The organism is Enterobacter sp. E14S (genome assembly GCF_055666685.1).
Map to the genome: position 1 here is coordinate 498,339 of NZ_JBVODQ010000002.1, position 20,501 is coordinate 518,839.

Sequence of the window (20,501 nt, forward strand, 5' to 3'; positions counted from 1 at the left end):
ACTTTGAAAAGGTATTATTCACATGAACGTTATTGAAACAGGGCTTGATGGTTGTCTTCTCATAAAACCAAATGTATTTAAGGATGCTCGTGGTTTTTTCCTTGAGTCTTATCACGAAAAAAAATATGCCGAAATTGGTATTACAGAAAAGTTTGTTCAGGATAATCGTTCGCGATCAGTACGTAATGTCTTGCGGGGACTGCATTTTCAAATAACAAAACCACAGGGAAAACTTGTTACCGTAACTGCTGGTGAAGTATTTGATGTTGCTCTTGATTTGCGTCCAAATTCGAGCACATTTGGTAAATATTATTCTGTAATTCTTAGCTCTGAAATGAATAACCAGCTTTACATTCCCCCTGGATTTGCTCATGGCTTTTGTGTGTTATCAGAGATGGCCGATTTTCAGTACAAATGTACAAGTTTTTATGATCCAAAAGATGAGGGGGGAATCATTTGGAGTGATGATGAGATCAATATTGCATGGCCAATTGAAAATCCGATCGTATCACCAAAAGATGAAAAATTAATATCGTTTGCTGAATTCAAGTCCAAGGTTTCAGAATGAATAAAATGAAAGTTTTCGTTGTTGGCGGCAATGGTTTTATTGGCAGCGAAGTCGTAAAAACTTTCCAGTCATCAGCAGTAGAAGTAATTGTGCCTACTCGCAACGAGTTATTTACGACTAATGCTGGAAGTGACATTATTATTTATTGTGCTGGCAATGGTGATTGTTCCAGACCTGAGCAGGTAGTAGAGTCTAATATAATATATTTACAACAAATACTTGCGAATTGTAATTTCAAAAAACTTATTTATCTATCATCCACGCGTCTTTATCTTAACTCAGAACAATCAGCAGAGAATGCTGGGATAACGATACAATATGATGATAACAGGCGACTTTTTAATTTAACTAAACTAACTGCTGAAGAGTGCTGCTTAAAATCTGGTAAAAATGTTTTGATTGTACGACCAAGTAATGTTTATGGTAATGCATTCGAAAGCAAGTTATTTCTACCCATGATTGTTAAACATGCAATTTTGAATAAAAAGATCAATATGTATGTCAACAAGGAATATAGCAAGGATTATGTTTCAGTAGCTGATGTTTCGGAAGCGATAAAATACCTTGCTTTAGCCTATGAGGGTGAGGAAAAAATATTCAACATTGCATCAGGGAAAAATACAACAGCTATTGAGATCGCAGAAATTATACAGTCAAAAATCAACTGTGAGATTGTCTGGCACCCAAACTCAACGAATGAAAATTTCCCTGTAATTGATCTCGCTAAGATTAAAAGTATCATGCAGTACTGCCCCATCTCAGTTACCGATAGTTTATCCTTTATGATTGATGAATTTATAAAGCGCTTTCATAAAGAGGGGCAATGATGATTATTAAAACTGCTTTTTGGGCTATGTCTCAAACCTTGGTTAAGTTAATGGCAGGTTTTATTATCATCAAATTAATTGCAAAAGTAGGAGGGCCTAATGCTCTCTCTAGTTTTGGTTTATATCAAAATCTGGTAACTGTATTATTAATGATGAGTGGTGGTGTTGTTTTTGCAGGAGTGACATCTAAGATCGCAAGAACAAAAGATGATAACGAATTCACAGCATTTTATTTAGGGGTAAATTCATTTCTTAACTCGTTATGCCTGTTTTCTGTTTTAGTTATATTACCACTCTGTATTGCCGTAGTTTATTTTTCAGTAGAAAATGACAGCTATGAGATAATTATCCTTCTTTTAATATCTTTGCCATTTGTATTATTACAGACTAGATTTAATTTTTATCTGGCAATATTAAACGGATTAAAGAAAGTTAATTTATTAGCAAGGGAAAGTATTTATGCGAGTTTGCTCACTGTTGTGATTGCTTGTGCCGCCTATTTATTTACAACTGATTGGCGAGTTTTCGCGATTTGTATGTGTCTGGGGCCAGCATTCAAATATATGTATGAGTACTTTAAAAAGAATAATGATTACGTATTGACTGAGAATATAGAACCTGAAAGCAATCTCAATTATCTCCTTCATTATTCATTTGCCGGGTTGGTTTCTTCGATTTGTTTGCCTTCAGCGCAAATCATCGCCAGGGATTTTATCGCAAATCATAATGGGCTTTACGATTCAGGCATTTGGCAAGGTCTGACTCGTTTTTCGGAGGTTTATTTAGTACTGGTCTCTTCTATTCTAAGTATTTATATTCTACCGAAGATATCACCAGCGAAAACTAAAGCTCATATTAAAGATTGTATTCTACCTTTGTTTTTATTATTAACGCCTGTTATTTTTATTGGTGTTGGGTTAGTCTATATATTAAAAGAATATATTATAATTATCCTTTTTAGTCGTGAGTTTTACCGATGAAAGAACTTTTCATCTATCAGTTGCCCGGCGACGTATTTAAAATTTTTGCATTAATTTTCACTTTTTCTCTGCTGGGATTGGGAAAAGTTAAAACATTAATACTTCTTGAATTGGCTTATTTTTGTGTGTACCTAAGCTTGATATATTTTTCCGTTCCGTTATATGGGCTCAAAGGGTCGATTATAGCTTATTCTGTAAGTTATTTTTTATATTTGCTTCTCGCAATATCTGTTTTTTTCTATTGGTATAAAAAATATGAATAACATTTTTTCTCCTAAAGTTTCAGTCATGATTGTTACCTACAATCAAGAAGATTTAATTCGGGAGACATTAGATAGTGTTTTATCGCAGGATTACCCTAACCTGGAAATTGTTGTGGCTGATGATGCTTCGACTGACGATACTCCTAAAATTATTCATGAATATGAAATGCGATTCCCCGGAATTATAAAACCTGTCCTCAACCCAGTAAATCTAGGCATTACAGGAAATTCTAACTCTGCTTTTTTCAATTGTACTGGAGAATTTGTTGCTATTCTCGGAGGTGATGATATTTTTTTACCTGGTAAAATTGAGAAACAAGTTAGACAATTTGAGGATCCAGAAGTCGTTCTTTCTTATCATCCTGTAGACATTTTCTTGCATCAAACTGGTGAAACTTTATTTTTGACTAATACTACGCACCATGAGTTCATTGGAAACGTTTATGATATTATTTCTAAGGGGGGTATTCCTGGAGCTTCCTCGGTAATGGTCAGGCGTTCAGCGTGTCCTGAACATGGTTTTGATCCGCTATTCCCTGTTGTCTCCGATTGGATTTTCTACATCGAGGTCGCCCTGAAGGGGAAAGTTGCGTTTCTTGATGAAATGCTCGGGCGTTATCGTAAACATGGAAAAGGTGCTAGTGAGCGCACCTTAGAGCTAATGTCTGAATCTTTACTGACGCTTGATGTTGTTATTGATCGATATGGAAAAAGTGATGCTCACCTTGTTGACGTTTGTGCTAAAGGTAAGCGCCGATACATCCTGGGAGAGGTTTATCGTCAGATTATTTCTAATAAGACAAGTAACATGAAATATCTTTTTTCACTACTAGAGTCTACCTCTACAAACAAAGGCAGGTATGTAGCGAAGATTCTTGGTTGGGTATTATCGAATAATTTTGTCGTATTATGTTTATCAAGAATGTTACCAAAACTTAAATCATTCATTAAGCGCAATATTGCGTAAGGTAACTGATCATGATTAAAGAAGACTTATCTCATTTTTTTAAAATTTACAAAATTGGGAAAAAAATAACTAGACTTAATATTGTTAAGTACACTTTTCATCCACGCTTTTCATGCATCGCAATATATAGAGCCAGTAAATATTTACACATGAAAAGAATGCGGTTTTTATCACGTTTGTTGCAATTATTAAATACACTTGTCTTTAATGTAGAGATAAGTATGGAGACGGATATTGCTGGTGGTCTGTTTATTCCTCACTCTTTTGGGATTGTGATTGGCGCTTCAAAAATCGGTAAAAATGCCATAATTTATCAAGGTGTTACAATTGGTGCAAAAAACCTGGACGTGCCATTTTCGCATGTCAATAGGCCTATAATTGGTGATAATGTGACTATTGCCTCGGGTGCCAAAGTTTTGGGAGGGATTGCTGTTGGCCACAATGTGACTATAGCTGCTAACAGTGTTGTTATTAATACCTGCGAAGATTCTTGTGTTGTAGGTGGGGTTCCTGCTAAGGTGCTGAAAATAAAGGATGTTATTGCATGAATGCCCTTTTGATTTGTCCTGATTTTTTTGATTATGCTGTACAGATTGAAAAAGCTATTGAGAGACAAGGATTGCAGTGTGTGCGTTTGGATGAAAAACCTTCGAATATGGCGCTCGCTAAAATCATTATAAGGTTATTTGGGCAGAAAAAAATTGTTCAAAAATTTCTTTTAGCAAGCTTGAAAAAGAAAGTGAATGATTTAAAGATCGATTCTTTTGATTATATTATAATTGTTAAGGCGGAATGTATATCCGGTGAATTTATGATGTGGTTAAAGGAAAAGTATAAAGAAAGCAAATTTGTTTTTTATGCATGGGATTCGATTAAAAACTACCCCCATGTAGAAAATTTATTACATCATTTTAATAAAAGTTATTCATTTGATAAAAATGATGCAATAGAATATGAACATCTACAGCATTTACCTTTATTTTATTCGCCCCATTACAATAAGTCGTCAGTAATACCAAAAGCAAACAAGATATCATTTATTGGTTCTTATCATAGTGACAGATTTTATGTGTTAAAGAAAATTTGTGAAAAATACAGTGCTGCTTATGATTTGAATTTCACGCTATATTTCCCATCGATTATTCTCCTATTATCTTTTATAATCAAAAATATAAAATCATTATCTGCTCTGAAGCATATTAAGATTACACTTAAGTCTATTTCAGGTGAAACTATCGCAAAAGAGTACAATAATTCTATTGCCGTGATTGATGTCCACCATCCATACCAAAACGGTTTGACGATGAGGGTGATAGAATTGTTGCCTCTGGAAAGAAAAATTATTACTACAAACGATTCGATAACGTCTTATCCGTTTTATAATGTCAATAATATTTGTATTATTAAACGAGATAATCCCGTCATTGAGCAATTTTTTATTGCCAGTGATTTTGTGCATTCAGATATTTCATTTACAAGTAATTATAGTATCGATTCTTGGGCGGAAACATTGCTTACTATTTAAATTGGTTGTGGAGTTTATATGTCTCAAGTTAATCGTGGAATTTCCATGTCTACATTTTTTCTAATAAGCGTCCTCCCATTGGGCACGCTTTTTTTTTACATCATACCAGCAATAATTAGCTACTTTATAAATAGTGATGTTTATTCTTTTGAAATGATGACAATATCTAGTGTGTCTATTTTATTTTATACGCTAGTGCTGATTTCAAACTTTGATAAATTACTATTCCCCTTCAAAACAGCTAAATTTAATTTAAACCTTACATCCCTATCTAAGGGGATCGTTATAAGTTACAGTCTGCTGATGTTATATACGGCGTTGACTGCTCCGACAATTCCATTACTTGATGCATTAAGAGGAAGTGGTATTGATGTGATTTCAAATGGTCGTGAAACATTTCTGCGTACGCGGACCGGTTGGGAAGTAGTATTGAATTATTTTTTCGCCATGTATCGGTCGGTCTTAATGCCATTTGCAGTATGTTGGTTATTTTATGCTAAAAATAGCTGGCGCTATTTCTCCGTAATTATATTTTTATTTACCTTGCTATTAACTTTGGAGAAAAGCGTCTGTGTAATTGCCTTAATTCCACTTTTCTTTTTGTTTTTCCAAATAAGACCTAAAGTGGCACGCAGGATATTATATGTAACAATAATATTGGTTGCGGCGACATCATTTTTGGCGCGTGGTGGTATATCATCAGAATCAACCACGAGTGATTTAAGTTCCGTTCCGGATAAATATAATATTTTTAAATCTGATAGTCAGTTTTTTTATGTAATAAATAGAATATTTTTTATACCTTATGCTACTAGCGTTGACTGGCTAAAGTATCGAGATTCGAGATTAAATGGAAATGAATTGATGGGGCGTAATATCTCTATCATAGCCTCAATGAAGGGTGAGGAAAAATTAAATATTGAAAGAGAGGTTTTTGAATTTCAATGGGGGCAAAACGAGAGTGGAACAGGTTCTGCAAATACGTCATATTTTGTAGATTCATATATTGGCTGGGGCGTTTTTGGGGTGCTAATCTATAATTTGATTATAGTTTTTATTATTAGGTGCGCTATACGGAGTGATATATTTGTTGTTAAGCATGCACATTTGTGCTCTGGTTTTTCTTTTATTTAACTCTCTCTCGGCAATGATTTTTAGTGGTGGTTTGTTTATTTTGGTTTTCATTAGTTTATTCCTGTATGATCGTTCACTTTATATTGGGCGGGTACGAAATGAACTTGTCGATAGTTAGTATATCCATCTTGTGTTTAAATTAGGAATATATTTCCCTTTTTAAACTTTGCGTTATTTCACTTTTTGTACGAATTATAACTGAAACAGTTAAGTAAACTCTGGTCCCTTCCACCTTACTTAGGTTAACATTAACAATACATTCAAACCGCGTATAAATCGCGGGACCACACCTGACAGGAGTATGTAATGTCCAAACAACAGATCGGCGTCGTCGGTATGGCAGTGATGGGGCGCAACCTGGCGCTCAACATCGAAAGCCGTGGTTATACCGTCTCCGTTTTCAACCGCTCCCGTGATAAGACCGAAGAAGTGATTGCCGAGAACCCAGGCAAGAAACTGGTTCCTTTCTATACGGTGAAAGAGTTCGTTGAATCTCTGGAAACGCCTCGTCGTATCCTGTTAATGGTGAAAGCGGGCGCAGGTACCGATGCAGCTATCGACTCCCTGAAGCCTTACCTTGAAAAAGGTGACATCATCATTGATGGCGGTAACACCTTCTTCCAGGACACCATTCGTCGTAACCGTGAGCTGTCTGCTGAAGGCTTTAACTTCATCGGTACCGGTGTTTCCGGTGGTGAAGAGGGCGCGCTGAAAGGCCCATCCATCATGCCTGGTGGCCAGAAAGAAGCATACGAACTGGTTGCGCCTATTCTGACTAAAATCGCTGCCGTTGCCGAAGATGGCGAGCCGTGTGTGACTTATATCGGTCCGGACGGTGCTGGTCATTATGTCAAAATGGTTCACAACGGCATCGAATATGGCGACATGCAGCTGATTGCAGAGGCTTATTCCCTGCTGAAAGGCGGTCTGAACCTTTCCAATGAAGAACTCGCGGAAACTTTCACCGAGTGGAACAAAGGCGAGCTGAACAGCTACCTGATCGACATCACCAAAGATATCTTCACGAAAAAAGATGAAGAGGGTAAATACCTGGTTGATGTGATTCTGGATGAAGCTGCCAACAAAGGTACCGGTAAATGGACCAGCCAGAGCTCTCTGGATCTGGGCGAACCGCTGTCTCTGATCACCGAATCCGTCTTCGCGCGTTACATCTCTTCTCTGAAAGAGCAGCGCGTGGCGGCATCTAAAGTATTGTCTGGCCCTCAGGCTAAACCAGCGGGTGATAAAGCTGAATTTGTTGAGAAAGTGCGTCGTGCACTGTACCTGGGTAAAATCGTTTCTTACGCGCAGGGCTTCTCTCAGCTGCGTGCAGCGTCAGACGAGAACAACTGGGATCTGAACTACGGTGAGATCGCGAAGATCTTCCGCGCGGGCTGCATCATTCGTGCGCAGTTCCTGCAGAAAATCACCGATGCCTATGCTGAAAACGCCGGTATCGCCAACCTGCTGCTGGCACCGTACTTCAAGAAGATTGCGGACGAATATCAGCAGGCGCTGCGTGACGTTGTTGCCTACGCTGTCCAGAACGGTATCCCGGTTCCGACCTTCTCTGCTGCAGTAGCCTACTACGACAGCTACCGTGCTGCTGTGCTGCCTGCTAACCTGATTCAGGCACAGCGTGACTACTTTGGTGCGCATACTTACAAACGTACCGATAAAGAAGGCGTGTTCCATACCGAATGGATGGAATAAGTTAGCTTACTCGCTGTAATCAAAACCCGGAGCCTGTCTCCGGGTTTTTTTATGCAAAAAATGTCGCCTGTTATTCGAAGTAGTCTGAATCTCGCCCCGCTCGTAGTGATTACTCCTGGTTTGCCTTGACAGTTCAGTTTGCCAGGAGGTACAAAGCCCAACAGTTATGTTTATCGCGATGGTCTGGCGGCCATCAGTACAGTTAACTCACAGAAGTCATTAGCGAATGAAAATAACAATCTCCGGAACAGGGTATGTCGGTCTTTCTAACGGCATTCTGATTGCCCAGAATCATGAAGTGGTTGCGCTGGATATCGTGCAGGCCAAAGTGGATATGCTCAATCAGAAAAAATCGCCGATTGTGGATAAAGAAATCCAGGACTATCTCAGCAATAAATCGCTGAATTTCCGCGCCACGACAGATAAAGAAGATGCATACCGCGATGCGGATTACGTCATCATTGCGACGCCTACTGACTACGATCCTAAAACCAACTACTTCAACACTTCAACTGTAGAGGCGGTGATCAAGGACGTTATCGCGATTAACCCTGACGCGGTGATGGTCATTAAATCGACCATTCCTGTTGGGTTTACCAAATCTATTAAAGAAAAGTTCGGTATTGATAATATCTTCTTCTCGCCTGAATTCCTGCGTGAGGGGAGAGCTCTTTACGATAACCTGCATCCTTCTCGTATCGTTATTGGCGAACGTTCTGAGCGCGCTGAACGCTTTGCTGCGCTGCTGCAGGAAGGCGCAGTGAAGAAAGATATTCAGGTGCTGTTCACCGACTCCACCGAAGCTGAGGCGATTAAGCTCTTCGCGAATACCTACCTGGCAATGCGAGTGGCTTATTTCAATGAGCTGGACAGCTATGCAGAGAGTCTTGGCCTGAATACCCGCCAGATTATTGAAGGTGTGTGTCTCGACCCGCGTATTGGCAACCACTACAACAACCCATCATTTGGCTACGGTGGCTATTGCCTGCCAAAAGATACTAAACAATTGCTGGCAAACTATCAGGCTGTGCCGAACAACCTCATTTCGGCGATTGTTGACGCTAACCGTACACGTAAAGATTTCATCTCCGATTCCATCCTTGCGCGTCAACCGAAAGTGGTCGGCGTATACCGTCTGATCATGAAGAGTGGCTCTGATAACTTCCGCGCCTCTTCCATTCAGGGGATCATGAAGCGCATTAAGGCGAAAGGGGTTGAGGTTGTTATCTATGAGCCTGCCATGCCGGACGATCAGTTCTTCAATTCCCGGGTGATCCGCGATCTGGATGCCTTTAAGAAAGAAGCCGATGTCATCATTTCAAACCGCATGGCGGAAGAGCTGGCTGACGTGGCGGATAAGGTTTATACCCGCGATCTGTTTGGTAGTGATTAAGCTAAAAATTTAGCTTAAAAGGACAGCCTGTTATGGGCTGTCCTTTTTTAATCTCTAATCTTAGAGCAGTTAAACGTTTCTTATTTGATTAAAATGCGCTCAGGAAGATATTTTTTGAATTTGTTCATTGAGTGCTGAATGCTATCTTTCGAAATGGTGAAAAGAACATCATCCTCAGTTTCTTTTTGACGAACAGCACCGAAACGCTCATGGAATCTGATGACAGAATGATTACCTTTACGTACGTCGAAGTGGGCACTGGTAAACCCTAATTTCAAAGCGTAGTGATAGACAAGAAGTGCCGACTCAATTGCAAAGTGTGGAGGTGCATCCTCATGAATGACCCATGATCCCCAGCAGAAAGAATCTTGCTGCTGATCATAAATTCTTACCGTTCCAAAAGGTATATCTTCAAGGTCGGTAATGATGAAGTAGGCTTGACCCTCGCTTTTCAGATAACCTTCGATCCATTTTTCTTGAGCTTTAATATCATCAGAGGTGGTGCTTATAAATCGCCCCTTTTTCTCATTCGTTCTCAGCGCGACAATGAAAGCTGCATCATCGGTTTTTACATTTCTAAGTTTAACAGAGCGACCCACGATAAGATCTGTCTGGTGAATTACTGGAATAGACATAGCAGTTCCTTTTGGCGTAGACATAATGAATGCATTCAAATTTTGTAGAAACGTTTGTACCAGTCTACAAAGTTCTTCACCCCATCTTTAACCGAGGTTTGCGGTTTAAATCCGATCACCTCATAAAGTGCCTGGGTATCGGCACTGGTTTCCAGAACATCGCCTGGCTGGAGAGGCAGCATGTTTTTCTCGGCTTTTTTACCCAGCGCGTCTTCCAGCGCGGTAATGTAATCCATCAGTTCTACTGGCGAGCTGTTACCGATGTTGTAGACCCGGTAAGGCGCTGAACTGGTTGCCGGGGAGCCGGTCTCAACGGTCCAGTCTGCATCGGCCTGTGGAATGACATCCTGTAGACGAATAATGGCTTCAGCGATGTCATCAATGTACGTGAAGTCGCGCTTCATCTTACCGTAGTTATAGACATCGATGCTTTTGCCTTCAATGATCGCCTTAGTAAACTTAAATAGCGCCATGTCCGGACGTCCCCACGGGCCGTACACGGTGAAGAAGCGCAGGCCGGTGGTCGGCAAGTTGTACAGATGCGAATAGGTGTGCGACATCAGCTCATTGGCTTTTTTGGTCGCGGCATAGAGTGAGACCGGGTGATCCACGGAATCGTCAGTCGAGAAGGGCATCTTGCGGTTGAGGCCATATACGGAGCTGGATGAGGCATAAAGCAGATGCTGAACCTTATTATGGCGGCAGCCTTCCAGCACGTTGAGATGGCCGATAAGATTGGCATCGGCATACGCGTGAGGGTTTTCCAGGGAGTAACGTACACCCGCCTGCGCGGCCAGATGAATCACACGATCAAACTTCTCAGCCGCGAAAAGCGTGGCCATACCTTCCCGGTCAGCTAATTCCAGCTTGTGGAAGGTGAAGCTCTCAGATTTTAACAGTTCCAGGCGCGCCAGCTTCAGGTTGACATCGTAGTATTCATTGAGGTTATCGATACCAACAACCTGATGACCGGCCTCAAGGAGGCGTTTACTGACATTCGCACCGATAAAACCAGCAGCGCCCGTGACCAAAAATTTCATAGCTTCCCTCATAAACCTAAATCATACAGATGCCATAGCGCATCGGATGGCTTCTATGATAGCGCGAAGGGTGTAAGTTACATAACCCATCTTTCCGATATTACTCATCGGATTCTTATAGAAAAATCGCCAGTAATAGATAAACTATACAAACTTAATTATGTTTGCCCTTTTTTTATCAGTTAGGGATTGTATGACGCAAAACAACAATGGCCAGGTCGCTCCAGGTAACGAGCCTGAGCAAATTGATTTACTTGATTTAGTGTTCCAGCTGTGGCGTGGGAAGTGGGTGATAGCAGCCTTTGTTGTTGTTTCTATCGCCCTGGCAATTGGATATTTATCCGTTGCAAAAGAAAAGTGGACCTCTGGTGCAATCATTGCACAACCTGACGCAGCTCAGATTGCCACCTATTCTAATGCGTTGAATATCCTGTATGGTACCGCCGCACCTACAATGAGTGACAACCAAACGCGCGCTATTGATCGTTTTAGTGCTTCTTTCTCAGCGTTATCGCAGGCGCTGGACAATCAGGCAGAGCCTGAAAAACTCACCATCGAGCCTGCTGTTAAAGGGCAAGCGTTGCCACTAAGCGTCTCCTATACCAGTACATCCGCAGAAGCAGCTCAAAAGCAGCTGGCGCAGTACATTCAGCAGGTTGATGAGCAAACGGCGAAAGAGCTTGCCGTTGACCTTAATGACAACATCAAAGAGCAGATAAAGACCTTGAATGCTTCCCTGCAAAACCAGGAGAAGGTCGCTCAGGAACAGAAAGATCTGCGTATCAAACAGATTGCTGAGGCACTGAAGAACGCTGAAGCAGCGAATATTACCTCGCCGCGCCTCCAGCAAACCCAGGAAGTGACTCAGGAAACGATGTTCCTGCTGGGAAGTGAGGGGCTGAAATCCATGATTGACAACGAAGCTTCTCTTCCGTTGGTCTTTCCAAGAGCCTATTACCAGACCAGGCGAAATCTGCTGGACATCCAGAATTTGAACGTAAGCCCGGACACGATCCACGTTTACCGTTATGTTATGAAACCTGAACTCCCTGTGCGTCGTGACAGTCCGAAAAAAGCGCTTGTTCTGATTCTTGCCGTGCTGCTGGGCGGAATGATTGGTTCTGGGGTGGTGCTTGGCCGCAACGCATTGCGCAACTACAAACCAAAAGCCTGATTTGCAAGTAAAAAACCGGGGAATATCCCCGGTTTTTTTATTTGTGACGTTTGCGTAAATTCTCAATCACCGCCGTCAAATCCAGCTCCTGATCCTGCAGCAGCACCAGCAGGTGATACATCAAATCAGACGCTTCATTCGTCAGCTCCTCACGGTCATGCACGGTTGCGGCCAGCGCGGTCTCAACGCCTTCTTCTCCTACCTTCTGTGCGATACGCTTGGTTCCGCTGGCGTAAAGCTTCGCGGTGTAGGAACTTTCAGGAGCCGCCGTTTTACGCTCTGCCAGCAGCTGTTCCAGTTGATACAGGAACAACCACTGGTGGCTCGCCTCGCCGAAGCAGCTGCTGGTGCCCTTATGGCAGGTTGGCCCGATTGGGTTTGCCAGCACCAGCAGGGTGTCGTAATCGCAGTCTGGCGTAATGCTCACTGCATTCAGGAAATGACCCGAGGTCTCCCCTTTGGTCCACAGGCGCTGCTTCGTGCGCGAGAAAAACGTCACTTTGCCGCTGTCGATCGTTTTTGCCAGCGCGTCCTGATTCATGTAACCCAGCATCAGCACTTCGCCCGAGACGGCATGCTGTATAACCACCGGTAGTAATCCGTCAGTTTTTTCCCAGTCCAGCTGCGCCTGTTGTTGCTCTGTTAACATACCCTGATCTCCACGCCCTGGTCGGCCAGGTACGTTTTTAACTCACCAATATTGATAATCTGCTTGTGGAACACGGAGGCGGCAAGGGCACCGTCCACGTTCGCATCGCGGAAGGCTTCCAGGAAATGCTCCATGGTGCCCGCGCCGCCGGAGGCAATCAGCGGAACGTGGCAGACCGCGCGGACTTTTTTCAGCTGCTCGAGGTCATACCCGTTACGCACGCCGTCCTGGTTCATCATATTGAGAACAATCTCGCCTGCGCCACGCTTTTGCACTTCCTGCACCCAGTCGAGCGTTTCCCACTGGGTGACGCGGGTACGACTTTCATCGCCGGTGTACTGGTTGACGTGGTACTTGCCCGTTGCGGCGTCATACCAGGTGTCGATTCCAACCACAATACACTGCACGCCAAAGCGATCGGCCAGGCGTGTAATCAACTCTGGCTCGGCCAGAGCAGGGGAGTTGATGGAAATCTTGTCGGCCCCAAAAGAGAGAATTTTGGCAGCGTCGTCAGCGGACTTAATCCCGCCCGCCACGCAGAACGGAATGTCGATCACTTCCGCCACGCGTGCCACCCAGCTTTTGTCGACCACGCGGCCATCGCTGGAAGCGGTGATATCATAAAAGACCAGCTCGTCGGCGCCTTCATCGGCATAGCGTTTTGCCAGCGGGACGATGTCGCCAATGATCTCGTGGTTGCGGAACTGCACGCCTTTCACGACCTGACCATCGCGTACGTCAAGACAAGGAATTATCCGTTTTGCCAGCATTGAATCGCCTCCGTCACAGTAAATTTACCTTCCAGCAGGCCCGGCCCACAATCACACCCTGCACACCGGTACCGCGCAGCGCGGCCACGTCGTCTATATCACCGATACCGCCAGAAGACTGGAACGCTACCTGCGGATAACGCGCGCAGACCTCTTCATACAGCGAGACGTTGGAGCCCGCCAGCGTTCCGTCCCGGGAGATATCCGTGCACAGTACGTGCTTCAGGCCAACGGGCAGATAGATATCGACCAGCTCTTCCAGCGTCACGCCGGAGTTTTCCTGCCAGCCGCTCACGGCAACCTGCTTATTACCCTGTTCGTCAATACGCACGTCCAGTGCCAGGACCAGGGCATCGGCACCAAAGCGGCGGAACCAGCCTTTCACCGTCTCAGGGTCTTTCACGGCGGTTGAGCCCACCACCACGCGGGCCACGCCAGCGTCCAGCAGCGCCGCGACGTCATCTTCCGTACGCACGCCGCCGCCGACCTGGACGGGCACATCAACGCCCGCAACAAGTTGTTTAAGCAGCGGGATCTGGCGCTTCGCCGGATCTTTCGCGCCCGTCAAATCCACCAGGTGCAGTACCTGCGCACCCTGGGCGGCATAATCCTGCAGACGCGGCAGCGGGTCGTTTCCGTAGTCGCGCTGCTGGCCGTAATCGCCCTGATGCAGACGGACAACCGTACCGTCAATTAAATCTAACGCGGGAATAATCATCACATCTCCAGGAAGTTTTTCAGCAGCTGCGCGCCCGCGGCGCCAGAGCGCTCCGGGTGAAACTGCACGCCGAAGAAGTTGTCTTTCTGTACGGCCGCCGTAAACGCCTCGCCGTAAGTGCACTGGGCGATCGTATTCGCATTCACCGGCATGGCGTAGCTGTGGACGAAGTAAAAATACGCGCCGTCTTCGATGCCGCGAAACAGCCGGTCGCCCGCTTTGGCGTACACGCGGTTCCAGCCCATATGCGGCAGAGGCAGGCCGCGATCGGTCATTTTCGGCACGTCTTCATCAATAATGCCCAGCAGGTCAACGCCGTTGCTCTCTTCGCTGCGGCGGCCCAGGATCTGCATGCCCAGACAAATGCCCAGCACCGGCTGGGTACAGGCTTTGATCAGGTCGACCAGCTCGCGTTCGCGAATCTGATCCATCGCCGCCTGCGCGGTGCCCACGCCCGGTAAAAAGAGTTTGTCGGCGCGCAGCACCACGTCCGGGTCACGGCTCACCACCGGCTCATAGCCGTGGCGCGCAATCGCCGATTTGACGGAGTTCAGGTTGGCGCATCCGGTATCCAGAATGACCACGTTCATTACAGCACTCCTTTCGACGAGGGAAGGGCGTCACCTTCAACGCGGATCGCCTGGCGCAGGGTACGGCCAAAGGCTTTGAAGAGACTCTCCACGCGGTGGTGATCGTTCTTGCCCTTGGTCTTCAGGTGCAGCGTCAGGCCCATGGTGTAGGACAAGGAGCGGAAGAAGTGCTCCACCATTTCGGTGCTCAGATCGCCCACGCGCTGGTAGGTAAAATCGGCTTTATACTCCAGATGCGGACGCCCGGAGATGTCCATCGCGCAGCGCGCCAGACACTCGTCCATCGGCAGGACAAAGCCGAAACGGTTAATGCCGCGCTTGTCGCCGAGCGCCAGCTTCAGGGCTTCACCCAGGGCCAGGCCGGTATCTTCCACGGTGTGGTGATCGTCAATGTAGAGATCGCCTTTTACCGTAATCTCCATGCGGAAACCGCCGTGGGTGGCAATCTGATCCAGCATATGGTCGAAGAAACCGACGCCGGTGTGGATCTTGCTGCCGCCTTCACGGTCCAGCCAGACCTTCACATCAATCTGCGTCTCTTTGGTGTTGCGCTCAACGTGGGAATAGCGGTCGCGTTTTGTCAGCTGCTCGCCAATCTTCGCCCAGTTAAGGTTGTTACGGTCGTAGCGCAGCCCCGCGATGCCCATGTTTTCCGCCAGCGTAATATCGGTGATGCGATCGCCGATGACATAGCTGTTGGTTTTATCCAGCGCATCTTCAGCCAGGTAGCGCTCTACCAGCTTCACCTTTGGCTTACGGCAGTCGCACTCGTCGGCCGGCATGTGCGGGCAAATCAGCACTTCATCAAATACCACGCCCTGAGAGGTCAGCACCTGCATCATCAGATTATGCGGGCCGTCAAAGTCCGCCTGCGGGAAGCTGTCGGTACCCAGACCATCCTGGTTGGTGATCATCACCAGCTTAAAGCCTGCTTTTTGCAGCTTGAGCAGCACCGGGATCACGTCCGGTTCAAAAGCCAGCTTGTCGAATCGGTCGACCTGAAAATCGGCTGGTGGCTCCGAAATCAGGGTGCCGTCACGATCGATGAAAAGGATCTTCTGGGTCATACTTTCTCCGCTTTCAGGGCGTCAATCACGCGCTGGCTCTCTGCACGGGTGCCTACGGTAATGCGCAGGCACCCGCTCAGAGAAGGTTGTTTATTCTGGTCTCGTAAGATAATGCCCTGATCCCATAAAGATTTAAATACGGCACTCGATGCGGTGAAGCGCACCAGGATGTAGTTAGTTTCCGAGTCGAATACCTGCTCCACGCAAGGGATATCCTTCAGGGCGGTCACCAGATACTGACGTTCCTCCAGGATTTGCGCCACGCGCTCGCGCATCGCGTTGATCCCCTGAGGCGTCAGCGCCTGTGCCGCAATATCGGCAACCGGCGTTGAGAGCGGGTACGGGGCGATCACTTTCAGCAGCAGGTCGATGACCTCTTTATTCGCCAGGGTGAATCCGCAGCGCAGACCCGCAAGGGCAAAGGCTTTCGACAGCGTGCGCAGCACCACCAGGTGCGGATACTCTTCCAGCCAGCCTGACAGCGTCGCCTGTGGGCAGAACTCGATGTAGGCTTCGTCGGCAACCACCAGGGCTTTACCGCGCGTCATCTCCAGCAGGGTGCGGATATCCTGCGGGTTGATAATCTGTCCGGTCGGGTTGTTCGGGCTACAGACAAACACCACTTTTACACCATCGAGATTGTCGGCGATCCCCTGAAGATCCAGCTGCCAGTTCTCCAGCGCCTGCACGTTGCGGCACGCCACGCCGAAGGTTTCCGCGCTGACGCTGTACATGCCGTAGGTAGGCTGGCAGTACATCACCGCGTCTTTGCCCGGCTCGCAGAAGGCGCGGATCAGCAGTTCAATGCCCTCATCCGCGCCGCGGCTGACCAGCACCTGCTCCGGCTTCACGCCCGCGTACTGCGCGTAGTTTTCAATAACGGCCTTTGGCTGACATTCCGGATAGCGGTTCAGCGTTTGCTGCGACAGTTCGAACTGCACCGCCGTCGGGAATTCGTTGGCGTTCAGCCAGACATCCCCTTTACCGCCCAGACGACGCGCCGACTGATAAGGCGTCAGGCGACGGACATTTTCGCGGGCTAACTCTTCAATGTTCATGCTTGCTCCTTCAGGGCTGCAACGCGCAGCGTAACGGCATTTTTGTGGGCGGTCAGCCGCTCGGCGGCGGCCAGGGTTTCAATAGTAGACGCCAGTGACGCAAACCCTTCGCGTGAGAGCTCCTGCACGGTCATGCGTTTCTGGAAATCCGCCAGGCCCAGGCTCGAACAGGTAGAGGTGTAGCCATACGTGGGCAGCACGTGGTTGGTGCCGGAGGCGTAATCCCCCGCTGACTCCGGTGACCAGTCGCCGAGGAACACCGAGCCCGCGCTGGTAATGCTGTCAACCAGATCGCGCGCGTTGCGGGTCTGAATGATCAGGTGCTCCGGGCCGTACTGGTTGGAGATGGCAATACACTGGTCCAGGTCGCGCGCCACAATCAGGCGGCTGGCCGCTAGCGCCTGGCGTGCCGTGTCGGCGCGGGGCAGGTCGGCAAGCTGACGCTCCACGGCTTCGCCCACGCGTTTCGCCATATCGGCATCCGGCGTCAGCAGGATGACCTGCGAGTCCGGGCCGTGTTCCGCCTGAGAAAGCAGGTCGGAGGCGACGAAGTCCGGCGTTGCGCCGCTGTCGGCAATCACCAGCACCTCAGACGGGCCGGCAGGCATATCGATGGCCGCGCCGTCCAGACGCTGGCTGACCTGGCGTTTGGCTTCGGTCACATACGCATTGCCCGGGCCAAAAATCTTGTCGACCTTCGGAATGGATTCCGTGCCGAACGCCAGGGCCGAAATCGCCTGCGCGCCGCCCACTTTATAGACCGCCTGTACGCCGCAGAGCTTCGCCGCATAGAGGATCTCGTCGGCAATCGGTGGCGGTGAGCACAGCACCACTTTCTGACACCCGGCAATGCGCGCGGGTGTCGCCAGCATCAGTACGGTGGAGAAAAGCGGGGCAGAGCCGCCGGGAATATAGAGGCCAACGGACGCAACCGGGCGCGTGACCTGCTGGCAACGCACGCCGGGCAGGGTTTCGACATCCACGGTCTGCAGCTTTTGCGCGGTGTGGAAGGTATCAATGTTTTTCACCGCGACGGCCATCGCCTGTTTGATATCGTCACCCAGACGATTGCTGGCATCAATGATTTCCTGCCCGGTAACCTGTAATGCACCGACTTCCGTCTTGTCAAACTTCGCGCTGTATTCACGCAGCGCGTCATCGCCACGGGCTTTGACGTTATCCAGGATCTCCGCCACGGCGCGTGAGATGCTCTCAGAGGCGGAAATCGCCGGGCGCATCAGCAGCTCGCGCTGCTCTGCGTCGCTACAGGTATTCCAGTCGATGATTGTGTTAAAGCTCATGGCCATTACTCCATCATCTTCTCAATAGGCAGCACCAGGATGGAGCTTGCGCCCAGCGCCTTCAGTTTTTCCATGGTTTCCCAGAACAGGGTTTCGCTGCTCACCATGTGCATCGCCACGCGCTGCTGATCGCCCGCCAGCGGCAGGATGGTTGGACGCTCAGCGCCCGGCAGCAGGGCAATCACTTCATCCAGACGCTCGGTTGGGGCGTGCATCATGATGTATTTGGACTCACGCGCCTGAATCACGCCCTGAATGCGGGTCAGCAGCTTGTCGATCAGCTGCTGCTTGGCGTCGGCCATGTCGCCGTCGCGCTGAATCAGGCACGCTTTAGAGCGGTAGATCACTTCTACTTCGCGCAGACCGTTGGCTTCCAGCGTCGCGCCGGTAGAGACGAGGTCACAGATGGCGTCCGCCAGACCCGCACGCGGCGCCACTTCAACGGAGCCGTTCAGCAGACAGGATTTAAACTGCACGCCTTTCTGGTCGAGATAACGCTTTAACAGGTGAGGGTAAGAGGTGGCGATACGTTTGCCGTTCAGCGCGGCCGGGCCGTCCCACGCTTCGTCAACCGGCGTAGCCAGGGACAGGCGGCAGCCGCCGAAGTCCAGACGACGGAGGGTGAAGTAACGCGGATCTTCACCCTGCGCGCGGCGGGTCAGCAGCTCTTCTTCCAGCACGTTTTCCCCGATAATGCCGAGGTCAACGACGCCATCCATGACCAGGCCGGGAATATCGTCATCACGCACGCGCAGAATGTCGATGGGCATGTTTTCAGCCAGAGCAATCAGGCGCTGGGTGTGCAGGTTAATTTTAATCCCGCAGCGGGCCAGCAGTTCGCGTGAGTCATCGCTCAAACGGCCTGATTTTTGAATAGCTATGCGTAAGCGTGAGTTATCTAACATTCTTTATTCCTCGTTAACCTGTTTTAACCTGCCTGAATTTGGTCCAAAAAAAAGCCCCCGGAAGAAGATCTTCCGGGGGCTTTTTCATGCGTTCATGCACCACTGGAAGATCCAAACGTCTTCCAGCACACATCGCCTGAAAGACTAGTCAGGATGATGGTGATGATGGTGGTGTTTAAATTGAACGCGTGTCATATAAATTCTCGATGAATGCTTATTCATTTGATGTCTTTTAACCTAAACCAGTTGTACGACATATTGCAAGGGCTTTTTTTGATCATTAATTCATTTCATATTGATGCTATGAATTGTGTGTTCTGCCGGGCTGGCGTAGCCTTATAAAAGACGAGTGAGAGTCAGGAGAATTCGCATGAAAAAGGTCGCGATTGTCGGTTTAGGATGGCTGGGAATGCCGCTGGCGATGTCATTAGCCGCGAAAGGCTGGCAGGTGACCGGGAGCAAAACCACGGCGGATGGGGTAGAGGCAGCGCGCATGTGCGGTATTGATGGCGTTGAGCTGCGCCTTGAACCGGAGCTGGTGTGTGATGCTGACGATCTGGACACGCTGATGAACGTCGATGCGCTGGTGATCACGCTCCCCGCGCGGCGCAGTGGCCCGGGCGAGTCGTTTTATCTGCAGGCGATGCAGGAGATCGTCGACAGCGCGCTGGCGCACCATGTTCCGCGCATCATTTTTACCAGCTCGACGTCGGTGTATGGCGAAGTTGAGGGCGTGGTGAAAGAGAGTTCTGAGCGCCGTCCCGTTACGGCGAGCGGTCAGGTTCTGAAAGAGCTGGAAGACTGGCTGCATAATCTTCCCGGCACGCAGGTCGATATCGTACGTCTGGCGGGGCTGGTTGGCCCTGGCCGCCATCCGGGACGCTTTTTTGCCGGTAAGTCTGCGCCAGACGGCCAGCATGTCGTCAATCTTGTGCATCTTGACGATGTTGTTGCTGCGATTGAGCTACTCTTACAGGCTCCGAAAGGTGGACACATCTATAATATATGTGCACCTTCTCATCCGGCACGCAGCACGTTTTACCCGCTGATGGCACGTCAGCTGGGCCTGGCTCCGCCGGTTTTTGGTGAGGCAAAGGATGACAGCAAAGGCAAAATTGTTGATGGCAATCGCATTTGTCATGAGCTGGGGTTTGAGTATCAGTATCCCGATCCGCTGGTGATGCCCATGGAATAAGACCCGCAGCGGAGACGATCGCGCACCAG

The 20,501-nt window shown here is 47.9% G+C and carries 21 protein-coding genes, 1 pseudogene and 1 other annotated feature; of the genes and pseudogenes, 11 read left to right on the plus strand and 11 right to left on the minus strand.

From position 1 onward, the window contains the following. Nucleotides 1–22: 22 nt before the first annotated feature. The 9 genes from rfbC (at nt 23) to ugd (ending at nt 9,370) form a co-directional block, all read left to right on the plus strand. The gene (gene rfbC, locus ACZ6J2_RS07455) at nt 23–568 is read left to right on the plus strand and encodes a dTDP-4-dehydrorhamnose 3,5-epimerase (protein ID WP_094934028.1); all 546 of its coding nucleotides are present in this window, start codon (nt 23–25) and stop codon (nt 566–568) included. Further along, on the plus strand, nt 565–1,395 hold the full coding sequence (locus ACZ6J2_RS07460) for an NAD-dependent epimerase/dehydratase family protein (RefSeq protein WP_471725300.1): 831 nt from the start codon (nt 565–567) through the stop codon (nt 1,393–1,395). Before rfbC ends, ACZ6J2_RS07460 begins: the two co-directional genes overlap by 4 nt. Beyond that, nucleotides 1,392–2,375 (plus strand): MATE family efflux transporter, encoded by a 984-nt coding sequence (locus ACZ6J2_RS07465; RefSeq protein ID WP_471725301.1) that lies wholly within the window; start codon nt 1,392–1,394, stop codon nt 2,373–2,375. Before ACZ6J2_RS07460 ends, ACZ6J2_RS07465 begins: the two co-directional genes overlap by 4 nt. A gap of 255 nt (nt 2,376–2,630) precedes the next feature. Beyond that, nucleotides 2,631–3,605, plus strand: coding sequence for a glycosyltransferase family 2 protein (locus ACZ6J2_RS07470; RefSeq protein WP_421141646.1), 975 nt, complete (start codon nt 2,631–2,633; stop codon nt 3,603–3,605). A gap of 11 nt (nt 3,606–3,616) precedes the next feature. Then, nucleotides 3,617–4,153 carry a serine O-acetyltransferase gene (locus ACZ6J2_RS07475; protein ID WP_471725302.1) on the plus strand — a complete coding sequence of 179 codons (537 nt, stop codon included), beginning with the start codon at nt 3,617–3,619 and terminating at the stop codon, nt 4,151–4,153. Then, a complete protein-coding gene (locus tag ACZ6J2_RS07480) occupies nt 4,150–5,130 on the plus strand; it encodes a WaaS/CpsH family glycosyltransferase (RefSeq protein WP_421141644.1) in 981 nt (326 codons plus the stop codon). The genes ACZ6J2_RS07475 and ACZ6J2_RS07480 overlap by 4 nt, the downstream gene beginning before the upstream one ends. 18 nt (nt 5,131–5,148) lie before the next feature. Further along, nucleotides 5,149–6,264: a hypothetical protein gene (locus tag ACZ6J2_RS07485; RefSeq protein WP_471725303.1), complete on the plus strand. Its 1,116-nt coding sequence runs from the start codon at nt 5,149–5,151 to the stop codon at nt 6,262–6,264. 306 nt (nt 6,265–6,570) lie between these two features. After that, on the plus strand, nt 6,571–7,977 hold the full coding sequence (gene gndA / locus ACZ6J2_RS07490; RefSeq protein ID WP_028013772.1) for an NADP-dependent phosphogluconate dehydrogenase: 1,407 nt from the start codon (nt 6,571–6,573) through the stop codon (nt 7,975–7,977). 226 nt (nt 7,978–8,203) lie between these two features. After that, a complete protein-coding gene (gene ugd / locus ACZ6J2_RS07495) occupies nt 8,204–9,370 on the plus strand; it encodes a UDP-glucose 6-dehydrogenase (protein WP_033145958.1) in 1,167 nt (388 codons plus the stop codon). An 80-nt stretch (nt 9,371–9,450) separates the two neighbouring features. On the opposite strand, the gene ACZ6J2_RS07500 is transcribed toward ugd, so the two are convergent. Both ACZ6J2_RS07500 and ACZ6J2_RS07505 read right to left on the minus strand, forming a co-directional pair. After that, the gene (locus ACZ6J2_RS07500; protein WP_048980194.1) at nt 9,451–10,005 is read right to left on the minus strand and encodes a GNAT family N-acetyltransferase; all 555 of its coding nucleotides are present in this window, start codon (nt 10,003–10,005) and stop codon (nt 9,451–9,453) included. Nucleotides 10,006–10,040: 35 nt separating this feature from the next. Then, the gene (locus tag ACZ6J2_RS07505) at nt 10,041–11,045 is read right to left on the minus strand and encodes an NAD-dependent epimerase (protein WP_471725304.1); all 1,005 of its coding nucleotides are present in this window, start codon (nt 11,043–11,045) and stop codon (nt 10,041–10,043) included. Between the two features lie 193 nt (nt 11,046–11,238). Here ACZ6J2_RS07505 and wzzB point away from each other — a divergent pair, with 193 nt between their 5' ends. Beyond that, nucleotides 11,239–12,219 (plus strand): LPS O-antigen chain length determinant protein WzzB, encoded by a 981-nt coding sequence (gene wzzB / locus ACZ6J2_RS07510; RefSeq protein ID WP_471725305.1) that lies wholly within the window; start codon nt 11,239–11,241, stop codon nt 12,217–12,219. 37 nt (nt 12,220–12,256) lie between these two features. Here wzzB and hisIE read toward each other — a convergent pair whose 3' ends face one another. From hisIE to hisL, 9 genes and pseudogenes are all read right to left on the minus strand, one after another. Beyond that, a complete protein-coding gene (gene hisIE / locus ACZ6J2_RS07515) occupies nt 12,257–12,868 on the minus strand; it encodes a bifunctional phosphoribosyl-AMP cyclohydrolase/phosphoribosyl-ATP diphosphatase HisIE (RefSeq protein WP_471725306.1) in 612 nt (203 codons plus the stop codon). Continuing rightward, the gene (gene hisF, locus ACZ6J2_RS07520; protein WP_116338849.1) at nt 12,862–13,638 is read right to left on the minus strand and encodes an imidazole glycerol phosphate synthase subunit HisF; all 777 of its coding nucleotides are present in this window, start codon (nt 13,636–13,638) and stop codon (nt 12,862–12,864) included. The genes hisIE and hisF overlap by 7 nt, the downstream gene beginning before the upstream one ends. Further along, nucleotides 13,620–14,356, minus strand: a pseudogene (gene hisA / locus ACZ6J2_RS07525) (1-(5-phosphoribosyl)-5-[(5-phosphoribosylamino)methylideneamino]imidazole-4-carboxamide isomerase). The gene hisF and the pseudogene hisA overlap by 19 nt, the downstream one beginning before the upstream one ends. Further along, complete coding sequence (gene hisH, locus ACZ6J2_RS07530; protein ID WP_047741623.1) at nt 14,356–14,946, minus strand: imidazole glycerol phosphate synthase subunit HisH; 591 nt, start codon at nt 14,944–14,946, stop codon at nt 14,356–14,358. Before hisH ends, hisA begins: the two are co-directional and overlap by 1 nt. Continuing rightward, a complete protein-coding gene (gene hisB, locus ACZ6J2_RS07535; RefSeq protein WP_032636078.1) occupies nt 14,946–16,013 on the minus strand; it encodes a bifunctional histidinol-phosphatase/imidazoleglycerol-phosphate dehydratase HisB in 1,068 nt (355 codons plus the stop codon). The genes hisH and hisB overlap by 1 nt, the downstream gene beginning before the upstream one ends. Continuing rightward, nucleotides 16,010–17,071, minus strand: a complete 1,062-nt coding sequence (gene hisC / locus ACZ6J2_RS07540; RefSeq protein ID WP_471725307.1) for a histidinol-phosphate transaminase — start codon at nt 17,069–17,071, stop codon at nt 16,010–16,012. Before hisC ends, hisB begins: the two co-directional genes overlap by 4 nt. Next, on the minus strand, nt 17,068–18,372 hold the full coding sequence (gene hisD / locus ACZ6J2_RS07545; RefSeq protein ID WP_471725308.1) for a histidinol dehydrogenase: 1,305 nt from the start codon (nt 18,370–18,372) through the stop codon (nt 17,068–17,070). The genes hisC and hisD overlap by 4 nt, the downstream gene beginning before the upstream one ends. Before the next feature lie 5 nt (nt 18,373–18,377). After that, nucleotides 18,378–19,277 (minus strand): ATP phosphoribosyltransferase, encoded by a 900-nt coding sequence (gene hisG, locus ACZ6J2_RS07550; protein ID WP_028018500.1) that lies wholly within the window; start codon nt 19,275–19,277, stop codon nt 18,378–18,380. A gap of 45 nt (nt 19,278–19,322) precedes the next feature. Beyond that, nucleotides 19,323–19,446 (minus strand) — a sequence feature (His leader region). Beyond that, on the minus strand, nt 19,422–19,472 hold the full coding sequence (gene hisL, locus ACZ6J2_RS07555; RefSeq protein WP_001364200.1) for a his operon leader peptide: 51 nt from the start codon (nt 19,470–19,472) through the stop codon (nt 19,422–19,424). Its footprint overlaps the feature before it by 25 nt. Before the next feature lie 175 nt (nt 19,473–19,647). On the opposite strand from hisL, the gene ACZ6J2_RS07560 reads away from it, so the two are divergent. Then, on the plus strand, nt 19,648–20,472 hold the full coding sequence (locus tag ACZ6J2_RS07560) for an SDR family oxidoreductase (RefSeq protein WP_024908072.1): 825 nt from the start codon (nt 19,648–19,650) through the stop codon (nt 20,470–20,472). The last annotated feature ends 29 nt before the right edge of the window (nt 20,473–20,501 follow it).